This window comes from Streptomyces sp. NPDC001709, assembly GCF_053596375.1.
In genome coordinates this window covers 141,712-154,092 of record NZ_JBSFGB010000008.1, presented here as the reverse complement: position 1 = coordinate 154,092, position 12,381 = coordinate 141,712, and the positions used below count along the sequence as shown (strand labels likewise).

At 71.3% G+C, this 12,381-nt stretch carries 7 protein-coding genes; 4 read left to right on the top strand and 3 right to left on the bottom strand.

Annotated features, from left to right (window positions below; all coding sequences use genetic code 11):
• The first annotated feature begins 29 nt into the window (after positions 1-29).
• From ACWC0C_RS14990 to ACWC0C_RS14975, 4 genes are all read left to right on the top strand, one after another.
• Positions 30-2,201 (top strand): tetratricopeptide repeat protein, encoded by a 2,172-nt coding sequence (locus ACWC0C_RS14990; protein ID WP_450864263.1) that lies wholly within the window; start codon positions 30-32, stop codon positions 2,199-2,201.
• Between the two features lie 182 nt (positions 2,202-2,383).
• Positions 2,384-3,949, top strand: coding sequence for a phytoene desaturase family protein (locus ACWC0C_RS14985; RefSeq protein WP_450864261.1), 1,566 nt, complete (start codon positions 2,384-2,386; stop codon positions 3,947-3,949).
• Positions 3,950-4,026: 77 nt separating this feature from the next.
• Positions 4,027-5,139: a nitronate monooxygenase gene (locus tag ACWC0C_RS14980; protein ID WP_450864259.1), complete on the top strand. Its 1,113-nt coding sequence runs from the start codon at positions 4,027-4,029 to the stop codon at positions 5,137-5,139.
• On the top strand, positions 5,136-6,686 hold the full coding sequence (locus ACWC0C_RS14975) for an acyl-CoA synthetase (RefSeq protein WP_450864257.1): 1,551 nt from the start codon (positions 5,136-5,138) through the stop codon (positions 6,684-6,686). Before ACWC0C_RS14980 ends, ACWC0C_RS14975 begins: the two co-directional genes overlap by 4 nt.
• 51 nt (positions 6,687-6,737) lie before the next feature.
• On the opposite strand, the gene ACWC0C_RS14970 is transcribed toward ACWC0C_RS14975, so the two are convergent.
• The 3 genes from ACWC0C_RS14970 to ACWC0C_RS14960 form a co-directional block, all read right to left on the bottom strand.
• Positions 6,738-9,629 carry an ATP-binding protein gene (locus tag ACWC0C_RS14970; RefSeq protein WP_450864255.1) on the bottom strand — a complete coding sequence of 964 codons (2,892 nt, stop codon included), beginning with the start codon at positions 9,627-9,629 and terminating at the stop codon, positions 6,738-6,740.
• A gap of 182 nt (positions 9,630-9,811) precedes the next feature.
• Positions 9,812-10,828, bottom strand: a complete 1,017-nt coding sequence (locus ACWC0C_RS14965) for a (-)-alpha-amorphene synthase (RefSeq protein WP_450864253.1) — start codon at positions 10,826-10,828, stop codon at positions 9,812-9,814.
• Entirely contained in the window at positions 10,803-12,269 is a 1,467-nt protein-coding gene (locus tag ACWC0C_RS14960; protein WP_449197164.1) for a cytochrome P450, read from the bottom strand. The genes ACWC0C_RS14965 and ACWC0C_RS14960 overlap by 26 nt, the downstream gene beginning before the upstream one ends.
• Between the last annotated feature and the right edge of the window lie 112 nt (positions 12,270-12,381).

The window sequence follows — 12,381 nt, the reverse complement described above, 5'->3', positions numbered from 1 at the left end:
GCGGACGGCGACGGGGGCGGCGGATCGCTATGGGGGAGCACAGGCTGGTTCAGGGCCGGTACCGGCTGCTCGACCTGATCGGGCGGGGCGGGATGGGCGAGGTGTGGCGGGCCCGGGACGAGTCCTTGGGCCGGCAGGTCGCGGTGAAGTGCCTCAAGCCGCTCGGCCCGTACCACGATCCGTCGCTCACCCGCGTCCTGCGGGAGCGGTTCCGCCGTGAGGCTCAGGTCGCCGCCGCCCTCTCGCACCGCGGGGTGACCGTCGTCCACGACTTCGGCGAGTCCGACGGGGTCCCGTACCTGGTGATGGAGCTGCTGGAGGGCCGTGACCTGAGCCTGCTGCTGGAGGACAACAAGGGCCATCCGCTGCCCGTGGACGACGTGGCGGACATCGCCGTCCAGGTCGCCGCCGCCCTCGCCTACACCCACCGGCAGGGCGTGGTCCACCGCGACTTGAAGCCGGGCAACATCGTGCGGCTGACCGACGGCACCGTGAAGATCTGCGACTTCGGCATAGCCCGCCTCGGCCACGACATCGGCTTCACCGCCCGGCTGACCGGCACCGGCGTCGCCCTCGGCACCCCGCACTACATGTCCCCGGAACAGATCGTCGGCGGCGAGGTCGACCAGCGCAGCGACCTGTACTCGCTGGGTTGCGTGCTGTACGAAATCGCCACCGGCACACCGCCGTTCGACCTGGAGGACGCCTGGGCGATCCTCATCGGCCACCGCGACACCCCGCCCCGGCCCCCACGCGAACGCCGCCCCGAACTGCCCGGCCACCTGGAGGGGATCATCCTCGACCTGCTGGCCAAGCGGCCCGAGGAACGACCGGACGACGCCGGGGAGTTGGTCCGCAGGATCCGGGGCGGCGGCACAACGCCCGCCCCGCTCACGGTCGTTCAGGTACCGGATGCGAAGGGCGGAACCCGCCTGCCGTCCTGGACCCGCGGCATGACCACCGGCCACAAGGCGCTCGGCACCGGACTGTCTGCGCTGCCCCCGGACGCCGGGGCGGCACTCTCCGGCCGGTGGGCCGCAGCGCCCCATAGAGGCGCGGGGCTCGATCGAAATGCGGCTCCGCCGCGGGGCGCTACCAGCCACAACGGACCCGCAGACGCTCGACGGCCGGTACCGGCATCCCCCGCGGAGCGCACCGCACTTCCCGCGGAGCGGCCCGGCCCCGACCACCCCGAGACCCTGGCCGCCCGCCACAAGGCCGCCTTCGAGCTCGTCCACGCCGGTCGGGTCGCCGAGGCGCTCGCTGCCTACGCGGAGCTCACCGAGGCGAGGGCGCGGGTGCTCGGCGCCGACCATCCCGACACCCTCGCCACCCGCCAGGAGACGGCGTATGCGCTGGGGCGGCTGGGCCGTCACTTCGAGGCCCACCAGGTGTACGCGGAGGTGTTCGCCGCCCGGGTCCGCGTCATGGGCCCCGATCACCCCGACACCCTGCGCTGCCGCCACAACCTCGCCTGCACCCTGGGCCGGCTCGGCCGCCTGGACGACGCCTGCCGTACGGCCCTGGAGGTGGCCGCCGCCCGGGCCCGGGTGCTCGGTCCCGACCACCCCGACACCCTGGTCTCGCGCTGCGAGGTCGCCTACGCCCAGGGCCAGTCGGGCCGTTGGGAGGAGGCGCTGCGCATCTACCGCGAGGTCGCCGAGGCGAGAGCGCGCATCCTTGGTGCCGACCATCCCGACACCCTCGCCGCCCGCTACGAGACCGCCCTCAGCCTCGGCCGGCTCGGCCGCAGCGCGGACGCCCTGCGCCGGTACCGGGAGCTGATCGCGGACCGTACCCGCGTCCAGGGCCCCACCCACCCGGAGACCCTGCGCGCCCGGCACGGCCTCGGGGTCAACCTCGGCCGGCTGGGGCGCTGGGAGGACGCGCTGACCGAGGCCCGGGACGTCTGCCTGTTCCGCGAGCAGACCCTGGGGCCCGCCCACCCCGACACGCTGGTCAGCCGCCGCGAGATCGCCGTCGCCCTGGGCTGGCTGGGCCGCTGGGAGGAGGCCCTCACCGAGTACCGGCGGATCACCGCCACCCGCGAGCAGACCCTCGGCCCGGACCACCCCGACACCCTCGCCGGGCAGGGCGACGAGGCCCACTGCCTGGAGCGGCTCGGCCGGGGCACCGAGGCCGGTGAGCTGTACCGGAAGGTCGCGGTGGTCCGCCGGCGGCAGGCGTCCGGCGGCGCCTGACGCCGGCCGCTCGCCTCGGGCTGCCGGGCTCAAGGGCGTGGGACCGGGACCGCCTGCCGCCGGCCACTGCACACGGCCGCGCGCCGGGGGCCGCTCGGCGCAGCCCATCCGGCCGAGGCCACCCGGCCCAAGGGCAGGGCACACCTCTGGCCGTCGTGGATCATCACGTGTTACGAAGAACCATGCCTGCCAACGAGCACACCCGCACGTACGACGCCGTCATCGTCGGCGGTGGACACAACGGCCTGGTCGCCGCCGCCTACCTGGCCCGGGCCGGGCGTTCGGTGCTGGTGCTGGAACGGCTGGACCACACCGGCGGCGCCGCCGTCTCCACCCGCCCGTTCGCCGGCGTTGACGCCCGGCTGTCGCGCTACTCCTACCTGGTCAGCCTGCTGCCGCAGAAGATCGTGCGCGACCTCGCCCTCGACTTCCGCGTCCGCTCCCGCACCATCTCCTCGTACACCCCGGCGGAGCGGGCCGGCCGGCCCGCGGGACTCCTGGTCGGCGGCGGCGAGCAGCGCACCCGGGAGGCCTTCGCCCGGCTGACCGGCGGCGAGCGCGAGTACCAGGCCTGGCAGCGCTTCTACGGCATGACCACGCGACTCGCCGAACGCGTCTTCCCCACCCTCACCGAACCCCTGCCCAGCCGCGACGAACTGCGCCGCCGCATCGACGACGAGACCGCCTGGCGGGCCCTGTTCGAGGAGCCGATCGGCGTCGCCGTCGAGGAGAACTTCGCGGACGATCTGGTCCGGGGCGTGGTCCTCACCGACGCCCTGATCGGCACCTTCGCCGACGCCCACGACCCCTCCCTCGTCCAGAACCGCTGCTTCCTCTACCACGTCATCGGTGGCGGCACCGGCGCCTGGGACGTGCCCGTCGGCGGCATGGGCGCCCTCACCGACGCCCTGGCCGCCACCGCCCGCTCCGCGGGCGCGGTCATCGCGACCGGGCACGAGGCGGTCCGGATCGCCACCGACGGACACACCGCCGAGGTCACCTACCGCACCGCCGACGGCGAGGGCGTCGCCGCCGCCCGGCACGTGCTGGTCAACGCCTCCCCACAGGAGCTGGCCACCCTGACGGGGGACCCGTCACCCGAACCAGCCGAGGGCGCCCAGCTCAAGGTCAACATGCTGCTCACCCGGCTGCCGAAGCTGCGTGACCCGGCCGTCGACCCGCGCGAGGCCTTCGCCGGCACCTTCCACATCGCCGAGGGCTACCGGCAGCTCGCCACCGCCCACGCCCAGGCCGCCGCCGGTGAACTCCCCGCCGTCCCGCCCTCGGAGATCTACTGCCACTCGCTGACCGACCCCACCATCCTCGGCCCCGACCTCGCCGAGCGTGGCTACCAGACGCTCACCCTGTTCGGCCTGCACACCCCCGCCCGGCTCTTCGACCGGGACAACGACGCCGTACGCGAGGAGCTGCTGAAGTCCACCCTCGCCCAGCTCGACGCCCACCTCGCCGAACCCCTCGCCGACTGCCTGGCCGTCGACGCCGACGGCCGCCCCTGCATCGAGGCGAAGACCCCGCTCGACCTCGAACGGGACCTGCGGCTGCCCGGCGGCAACATCTTCCACCGCGCCCTGTCCTGGCCCTACGCCCAGCCGGACACGGGCCGTTGGGGAGTGGAGACCCGGCACCCGAACGTCCTGCTGTGCGGCGCGGGCGCGGTGCGCGGGGGAGGGGTGAGCGGGGTGCCGGGGCACAATGCGGCGATGGCGGTGCTGGAGGCCACTTCGTAACGCACGACTGCCAAACGATTCTGACGGTACGTCAGAAAACCCTTCCCTCCTCCCGTCCGCTGCGGCATCCTGCGCCCATGCAGACGGAGCTGAGCAGGAAACTGGGAGTCGAGCACGCCGTCTTCGGCTTCACGCCGTTCCCCGCCGTCGCCGCGGCCATCAGCCGGGCCGGCGGCTTCGGCGTGCTCGGCGCGGTCCGCTACACCGCTCCCGACGACCTCAAACGCGACCTCGACTGGCTCGACGCGCACGCCGACGGCCGGCCCTACGGCCTGGACGTCGTCATGCCCGCCAAGAAGGTCGAGGGCGTGACCGAGGCGGACGTCGAGGCGATGATCCCCGACGGGCACCGGCAGTTCGTGCGCGAGACCCTCGCCACGTACGGCGTCCCCGAGCTGGCCGAGGGCGAGGCGTCCGGCTGGCGCATCACCGGCTGGATGGAACAGGTCGCCCGCACCCAGCTCGATGTCGCCTTCGACTACCCGATCCGGCTCCTGGCCAACGCCCTCGGTTCGCCGCCCGCCGACGTCGTCGCCCGCGCCCACGACCGGAGGGTGCTGGTCGCCGCGCTCGCGGGCAGCGCTCGGCACGCCCGCAAGCACCAGGAGGCGGGCATCGACATCGTCGTCGCCCAGGGCTACGAGGCCGGCGGCCACACCGGCGAGATCGCCACCATGGTGCTCACCCCCGAGGTCGTGGAGGCCGTCGACCCCCTGCCCGTCCTGGCGGCGGGAGGCATCGGCAGCGGACAACAGGTGGCGGCCGCGCTCACCCTCGGCGCCCAAGGTGTGTGGCTGGGCTCCATATGGCTGACCACCACAGAGGCCGACCTGCACTCACCCGCCCTGACCCGCAAGCTCCTCGCCGCCGGATCCGGCGACACCGTCCGCTCCCGTGCCCTCACGGGCAAGCCCGCACGCCAGCTCCGTACCGCGTGGACCGACGCGTGGGACGACCCGGCCGGACCCGGCACCCTGCCCATGCCGCTGCAGGGGTTGCTGGTCGCAGAGGCGGTCTCCCGGATCCAGAAGTACGAGGTCGAGCCGCTGCTCGGCACGCCGGTCGGGCAGATCGTCGGCCGGATGAGCAGCGAACGCAGTGTCCAGGCCGTCTTCGACGACCTCACCCGCGGCTTCGAACGGGCCGTGGACCACATCAACCACATCGCCGGAAGGAGCGGCCAGTCGTGAGCACACCCCCTGCCGGTTTCTGGGCCCAGGCCGCCCAGCACCCCGACCGCCCGGTCCTCGTCGCCCCCGACGGCGAGGAGTGGACCGCCGGACGACTGCACGGCGCCGCCAACCGGCTCGTCCACGGGCTGCGCGCGGCCGGCCTGCGGCGCGGCGACGCCTTCGCCGTCGTCCTGCCCAACGGCGTCGAGTTCCTCACCGCCTATCTGGCCGCGACCCAGGCAGGCCTCTATCTGGTCCCGGTCAACCATCATCTCGTCGGCCCCGAGATCGCCTGGATCGTCGGCGACTCCGGCGCCAAGGTGCTCATCGCCCACGAGCGGTTCGCCGACGCCGCACGCGCCGCCGCCGACGAGGCGGGCCTGGCCGCCACCCACCGGTACATGGTCGGCGAGGTCGACGGCTTCCGGCCGTACGCCGAACTCCTCGACGGACAACCGGAGTCCGCGCCCGGTGCCCGGGAACTCGGCTGGGTCATGAACTACACATCCGGTACGACGGGACGCCCGCGCGGCATCCGCCGCCCGCTGCCCGGCAAGGCACCCGAGGAGGCCTACCTGGGCGGCTTCCTCGGAATCTTCGGCATCAAGCCCTTCGACGACAACGTCCACCTGGTCTGCTCGCCGCTCTACCACACCGCCGTGCTGCAGTTCGCGGGCGCGTCCCTGCACATAGGCCACCGCCTGGTGCTGATGGACAAGTGGACCCCCGAGGAGATGCTCCGCCTCATCGACACCCACCGGTGCACCCACACCCATATGGTCCCCACCCAGTTCCACCGCCTGCTGGCCCTCTCGGACCCGGTGAAGGCCCGCTACGACGTCTCGTCCATGCGGCACGCCATCCACGGCGCCGCCCCCTGCCCGGACCACGTCAAGCGGGCCATGATCGACTGGTGGGGGCACTGTGTGGAGGAGTACTACGCGGCCAGCGAGGGCGGCGGCGCCTTCGCCACCGCCGAGGACTGGCTGAAGAAGCCCGGCACGGTCGGCAAGGCCTGGCCCATCAGCGAACTCGCGGTCTTCGACGACGACGGCAATCGGCTTCCGCCCGGCGAACTGGGCACCGTCTACATGAAGATGAGCACCGGCGGCTTCTCCTACCACAAGGACGAGGCCAAGACCCGCAAGAACCGCATCGGCGACTTCTTCACCGTCGGCGACCTCGGCTACCTGGACGAGGACGGCTACCTCTTCCTCCGCGACCGCAAGATCGACATGATCATTTCCGGCGGGGTCAACATCTACCCGGCCGAGATCGAGTCCGCGCTGCTCGCCCACCCGGCCGTCGCCGACGCCGCCGCCTTCGGCATCCCGCACGACGACTGGGGCGAGGAGGTCAAGGCCGTCGTCGAACCCGCACCCGGCCACGAGCCCGGCCCGGCCCTCGCCGCCGCCCTCCTCGACCACTGTGCGGAGCGTCTCGCCGGCTACAAGCGGCCCAAGAGCGTCGACTTCATCGCCGAGATGCCCCGGGACCCCAACGGCAAACTCTACAAGCGGCGGTTGCGCGACCCGTACTGGGAGGGGCGCACGCGGCCGGTGTGACCAGACCCCGGCACACGGCCGGGAGCGAAGGCCTCAGGCGCGAAGGCGAGGTCAGCTCTCCAGGAACCCGGCGAGACCGGCGGCGTCGGTGCCGATCTTGCGGTAGACGCTGGACAGCAGCTGGCGGACGCCTTGCTCGGTGAGGTGCAGTTGCTTGGCGATCACTTCCGCGGAGTGTCCCTGCGCGGTGAGTTCGGCGGTGCGGCGCTCCTGAGCGGTCAGCGTGTCCGCCTGCGGATACCGCAGGGGCAACGGCCGCATTCCGGCCGCCGAGAGTTCTGCCCTGGCCCGGGCGGCGAGTCCCTCGGCTCCGCAGTGGACGGCGCCTTCCAGACCCTGGTAGAGCCGCTCGGCGGCCTCCTGCAGCCGCCCGTTGCGCGACAGCGCGGTGCCGTGGCCGATCTGGGCGCGGGCGAGCTCGTAGGCGGCGGGCGACTGTTCCAGGTGGTGGACGGCCTCCGCGTACAGGTCGAGCGCCGCCGGCCCGCCGGTCACCTCGGCGAGGGTGTGGAGGGCCTGGCCGATGGTGGAGGCGGCGCCGAAGTCCCGGGCACGCTTCACGGCGTCCTGGGCGTGGTCGACCGCCTCGTCCGGAGCGGTGGGCGCGAGCGCGGAGGCGAGGTGGAGCTGCCACGGGCACCAGGCCGGGTTCCGCCAGGCCCGTTTGTCCAGCCAGTCCCCGACCGAGGACAGCAGCGGCGCGGCTTCGGCGTGGCGGCCTTCCGCCAGGAGGAGTTCGGCGTACACGGTGCGGGGGTCGGGGTAGATGACGGCGTTCGGTGTAATCTCGCCGAAATGGTGCTCGTCGGCGAGTGCGCGCGCCTCGGTGGTGCGGCCGCGGGCGAGCAGGGTCTGGATCAGGATGCCGAGGGCGAACCATTGGGCGGGTACGGCCCCGGCCACCTTGTCGGCGGTGCGCAGACCTTCCCGTACGAGATCCTCGGCTTCGGCCAGGCAGCCGCGGTGGTAGCGGATGTAGCCGGCGAGCGTCTGGCCGAGGGCGAGGTGGGAGCCGCGCCAGCCCTTGGCCACGCATTCGGCGATCCCCTTGTTGAACAACTCCTCGGCCCGCCGTGGCTGGTCGCCGTACATGAATACCAGGGCGACCGACACGGGTACCTCGAAACCGTGGTTCTCGTCGGTCCAGCTCATGCCGCCGCTCAGGGCCTCATCGGCATACATGAGGGCGGTCTGCCGCGGTTCGCCGCGCTTGACGGCATCCCAGGCCCGCAGCCCGAGGATGTATCGCTCCTCCAGACTACGACCGGGCAACCGATCGGCGAGACGCGCCAGTGTTCGGGACCGGGCGGGTGAGTCGGGGTCGTCGGTGCGGACCATGCTCCAGACGAACTGATCGGCCTGCATACGCAGTTTGACGCGCGGATTCGTGGCCTTCCGCGCCTCGTCGGCGGCCACCGCCACGGCCTCGGCCAGCCGATCGGTGTGAGCCAGCGCCTGCGTCAGCCGAAAGACGATGGAGGCGCGCAGATCGGGGTCGACATCGGGCTCCGCCAGCGCCTGGCGGAGATGCCTCACCGTGGCCGTGGGCTCGATCAGGAACGTGGCGCAGGCGAGTTCGTGAAGGACCTCGGCACGGTCTTCGGGGAGGGGCGGCTCCTGCATCGCGCGGGCCAGCAGGCGCCCGGCGGCCTCGGTCGCACCGGCCCGGAGGTACTCGTGAGCTGCCTCTCGCAGACATGCGACCGTCTCGGGCATGCCCTCGCAGGGGACCTCCTGCAGATGTCGGGCGGCGGCGGTGGGGCCGTATCCCGCGGCCAGCACGGCCTGCGCGGCGGTGTTGTGGAGCCCCACCCGGAAGCCTGTGCGGATGGACCGGTAGATGGTCGTGGCGATCAAGGGGTGAACGAACTCGAGCTCGCCCTCGGGGCCGTGGCCATCGGCAAGAATCCGGGATGCGCGCAACTTCTGGGTCGCCTCCGCGACGGCCTCGTCGCCGAGCACCGCGATGGTCGCGGCGAGCTGAGGCGAGAAGGGCGAACCCAGTACGGCCGCGGTCTGCGCGAAGCGGACGGTCGCCGTGCCGAGTCGTTCCAGCCGTTCGATCAGCCCCGGGCCCTTGATCGCGGCGGCGAGCTCACGCATCGCGGGCAGGTCGTCCTCGGTGCCTCTGAGTTTCCGCTCGCCGAGTCCGATGGCGAGCTCGACCGATTCGAACGGGCTGCCACTCGTGGCCGACCAGCATTCCTTGCAGAACCGGTCCTCGGCTTGCTCCCCGACTTCGTTCCTGACGATCTGAGCCACGCCGTCGGCGGTGAGCAGTGCCAGGTCATGAGGGCGGTTTCCGTGGTGTCCGACCAGCGCGCGGAGTTCGCTCGCCTCGGACGGCAGCTCGTCGGGCCGGTAGGCGACCACGATCAGCAGCGGAAGGTTTTCGACCCGTGATGCAAAGGAGGCGAGCCAGCTCAGGGACTCGGTGTCCGCCCAGTGCAGGTCGTCCAGCAGCAGTACGACGGGCCCCCTTTTCACGGTGAGACGCGTCATGACCCAGTCGAGACCTTCGCGTACTCCGGTCGGGTCCGGGGCAGGGGCGGGGCCCCTCGCTTCGAGACCGAGCGCGGCGGCGACGATGTCGTACCAACTCCCGAGAAAGGCGCGGAGTTCCGCCCCCTCCATGATGGCCAGCGAGGGCTGCATCAACTGGCGCACCACACGGAACGCCGACGCCTGTTCGGCCTCCCCGCCCCGGCCCGACAGCACCGTGAATCCGCAGGCCGCAGCGCGGTGCCGTGCTTCCGTGATGAGTGCCGTCTTACCCAGTCCGGCCGGACCGGTGAAGGCGAGCAGTCCCCTGCGCCTGGGTCGCGGCACGCCGTCCGTGGTGCGCCGCAGCTCTTGGAACGCGGCATCGAGGGCCTGAAGTTCCCGTCGGCGCTCGATCAACGTCGCTGGATCCGTGATCGGTTGCCGCGGCTCCACCGCCATATGCCGTACCACCTTCTGTCGTTCGGCCGGGGAGCCGAGCGTACGCCTCGTAGAGGTGGGGCAGGCCGGATTGAGCTCCATAGGGTGAATCATTGGCCGCGGGTGGAATAATGCCCGCCCGCCGGGTAATAGGATTTGAATTGATACCTCCGGTGCCTCTCTCGCCGGAGCGCGATGGGCGACTACGGCACGGCGGGCACCGACGTCACATCCGCATAGCGCGGCACGGTGCGTGACCAGTGGTAACACCCGCGGATCCAGCCGATCATGCCCTCCACATAGCCGACTCCTGCGGGGCTCAACTGCCGTTTGATCCCTGCGTAGAGCCTCTGAAACTCCTCGATCGTGCTGTTGATCTCCTGGATCGCCAGGAGGACGGCGGCCTGCAGAGAGCACTGGTGCTCGCGCTGGTAGGCAAGGGCCAGGTTGACTATTTCGCCTGCGCGCTGCTCTTTCACCACCGAGAACAGGTCGGGTATCCACACAGCAGCGTCGGCCGACAGCCGGCTCAGTCGGCGTACGACGGGGTGGTGGAGTTCGGCAGGCGAGAGCTCATGTGGCTGTGCGGCCTCGCACAGCGGGTAGAACGGCTCGACGCCCGCGGTCAGCGACCGAATCGAGGTGCAGTCTCCCGTACGCACAAGGAAGGGGCGGGCCTGGGCCACCGCTTCGTACAACAGGCCGTGCACGTATTCACGGCTCTTCCAGGCCCATCGCTCGGCCTGCGCGGGTGTGCAGCGTTCCCGGACCTGCCGATGGAGATCGGCCAGGGCCGCTCCGAGGGGTGTGGTGGGCGGCCGGCCGTCCCGCAGAATCCCGATGCTCTCGCACAGCATGGGCAGCAGACTGCCCGGAGAACGCCGACCGATGTCCTCGGCACGGTCGTCGAAGACGAACTGATAGGCGATTTGGTTGGCCATGATCTGGAGGAGTCCGGAATCCATGGTGGGGCTGTTGTAGGACGCGAGCTGGGCGGGGCGAGTGCGGGCCATCATCGCCGCCACACTTGGGTCGTCGGTCAGCCCCCACACGCTCAGCCATGCGTCGACGCCGGCCGCGGCTCCGGATTCATGGGGGTTGCGCTGGAACGGGAAGGGCATGTAGAGGTTGGCGTCGATCAGGTCCCGGAGAGTGGAGACCGGAATTCCGTCCGGTACACCGACCGTGATTTCCTCATGCGTTGTCGACACCGCGGTCACCTGCCGTTCGGGAATCCGCTGCGCGAGGGGCGGTTGCTGCTCGGGGCGCGGGAGAGCCGTTGGAAGATGGTGCTCCGGACGGCATGCGTGAACGGGCTTCACAGGCCATTACCAGGGAACGTGGCCCCAGCGTGATTGCGGGGCGCGATTTCTGTGGGGCGTACCCGGGCAGATGCCGCAGCCGCCGCCGCCCCGCGAGGGTCGCGAGCGCCAGGGTGGCCTCCACCATGGCGAACTCGTCGCCGAGGCATTTGCGGTTGCCCGCGGAGAACGGCATCATCGCGCGGCGCTGTTCGGCGGTGGGCTTGCCCGGCAACCAGCGGTTGGGGTCGAAACGCTCGGGGTCGGGGAACGACGAGGGATCGTGGTGCAGGAGGTAAGGGCTGTACAGAACGGTGGCCCCCGCGGGCAGCCGGCACCCGGCGAGTTCCGTCTCCCTGGTGGCGACGCGGGTGAAGATCCAGCCGGGTGACGAGTGGCGCAGCGTCTCGGAGATGACGCACCGGGTGTAGACGAGGTACGGCAGATCGCCGGGGCCGGGCGGTCGGCCTCCGGGGAGGACGGCGTCGAGCTCGGCGTGCAGGCGGCGCTCGGCCTCCGGGTGGCGGGCCAGCAGGCTGAAGGCGTCGGCCAGGCACAGTGCCGGGGCCTCGACGCCGGTGAGCAGCAGCGTGATCAGGTGATCGTGGACCTCCTGGTCGGTGATCGCAGCCGCTCCGCCGTCGCCGTGCGCGGCCGCCAGCAGCGTGCCCAGCACATCATCGCGGTCGGGACCCCGGCGGCGCTCCGCGATCACCGTGTCGATGATCGTGTGCAGACGGGAGAGCGCGCGCCGGTAGCGGCGGTTGGCGGGGGTGGGGAGGCGGAACAGGGCGTCGATCGGTACGACCGTGCGGACGAACAGGCCGCGGACGACGTCGGTGAGACAGTCCCGCACCTCGGCGGTCGTCGGTGCGTCGAGCGAGTCGGAGAGGAGGACACGACTGATCACGCGTGTCGTCAGGGCCATCATCGCCTCGGTGACGGGCACCTCCTGGCCGGTGGGCCACGCTTCGCACACCGCCTCGGCCTCCTCGGTGATGAGAGCCGTGTAGTCGGCGACGTGGGAGGGGCGGAAGCCGGGTTGCAGCAGCCTGCGCTTGTCCCGGTGCGTGGGCTGGCGGCAGGTGACGAGGCCGTCCCCCATCAGCTTTCCGAGCCTGTCGTACAGCGGGCCCCCCTTGTCGAAGGTGTGCGGATCCATGAGCACCTCGTGGGTCAGCTCCGGATGGCACACCATCCAGGCACGCTGGGGGCCCAGCCGTATCTCGACCAGATCCCCGTGTGCGGGCAAAGAATTCAGAAACGCCAGCGGTCGACGGTAGAAGGCGATACCGTGGCCGAGGAGTGGGAATATGCCGGGAGCAGTACCTGTCGTCCACGTTCGTTTTTGTTCAGGCATAGCACGGCTCATGGATACCTCCTGCCCGTTGTGACGCATGAAAATGTGAACGTGCCTCGGATTTGACGCTCGAGACAAGTCCTGCCCAAGTTCAACGGTGGTTGGTTTCCGG